General features: G+C 66.3%; 1 protein-coding gene. It reads left to right on the forward strand.

The genetic code is table 11. From position 1 onward, the window contains the following. Window positions 1–156: 156 nt before the first annotated feature. Window positions 157–1,317, forward strand: coding sequence for an IS481 family transposase (locus RF645_RS12910; protein ID WP_058870848.1), 1,161 nt, complete (start codon window positions 157–159; stop codon window positions 1,315–1,317). Window positions 1,318–1,426 lie beyond the last annotated feature (109 nt).

A 1,426-nucleotide genomic window follows, 5' to 3' on the forward strand; every position in this document is an offset into this window, starting at 1 on the left:
GTGTCCTGCGTCACGACATCGTTGACGCCCCTGACCACCACGTTTCCGCATGAGCGTTGACCGATGAGTCCCGACACCGTTGACAGATCCCCACCACTGATCGTTGACCGGTGAGTCGCGACATCCTTGACACCCTGGCCCCGGTGACGATGCCGGATGAGCACCCAGCGCAACATCGTCATCGCCCGCTCCGTGATCGACCAGGGCCTCACTACCACCCAGGCCGCCGAGAAGTTCGGGATCTCTCGCCAATGGGTCCACGTCCTGGTCACCCGCTACCGCGCCGGCGGCAGCCAGGCGATGCACCCGGGCTCGAAAGCACCCCGCAGATCCCCGCAGCGCATCCCTCCACCACTGCGCGAACGCATCATCACCCTGCGCACAGAACTCACCGCCCAAGGCGCTGACGCGGGCCCGGAGACCATCGCCTGGCACTTGCACCAAGAAGGACTGCGCGTGCCCTCGACCTCCACGATCCGTCGCATCCTCCACGCCGAGGCCCTGATTCAGCCCGCCCCGCGCAAACGCCCGAAATCGTCCTACCTGCGCTTCGAAGCCGACCTGCCCAACGAGTGCTGGCAAGCCGACATCACCCACACCTTCCTGACCACCGGCACCCGCATCGACATCCTCGACGTGCTCGATGACCATTCCCGGATGCTGCTGCACATCCAGGCAGCCGCCTCGTTCTCCGGGCCCATGGTCGTGGAAGCCATGAACGCCCTGATCAGCCGCTACGGGCCACCGGCCTCGACCCTGACCGACAACGGCCTGGTCTTCACCTCCCGGCTGGCCAGGTACCCAGGAGGCCGCAACGGATTCGAGAAGCTGCTCGATGCCCACCGCATCCAGCAGAAGAACGGGGCACCAGGCCACCCGCAGACCCAGGGCAAGATCGAGCGCTTCCACCAGACCCTCAAACGCTGGCTGGCCGCCCGCCCGACACCAGCCGATCTCCCCGAGCTGCAGGGCCTGCTGGATCAGTTCCAGCACTGGTACAACACCGCTCGCCCCCACCGAGCCCGCGGCCGCCAGACACCAGCGGCCGCCTATGCCGCGCTGCCCAAAGCCTCACCAGAGACCGATCGAGACAGCGAGTGGCGCACCCGCACCGACAAGGTTGACAAGAACGGGAAGATCTCCCTGCGCTACGCCGGAACGATGCGCCACCTCGGAGTCGGACGCAGACACATCGGCCTGGCCGTGCTGCTGCTGATCCACGACCGTGACGTGACCGTCTCGGACGCGGCCACAGGCGAAGTCATCGCCTGCCACCACATCGACCCCGCCCGCGACTACCAGGCCCCGCTTCGCTGAACCCACGCCCCGACCGGAACACCCCCACGGCCTCGACGGAGAAAACGAACCCATACGAAAAAAGCCTGAGCCGCGACATCGTCTGTCAACGATGTCGCGACTCAGGACA

This window comes from Kocuria sp. CPCC 205260 (assembly GCF_040981045.1).
GTDB lineage: Bacteria > Actinomycetota > Actinomycetes > Actinomycetales > Micrococcaceae > Kocuria > Kocuria palustris.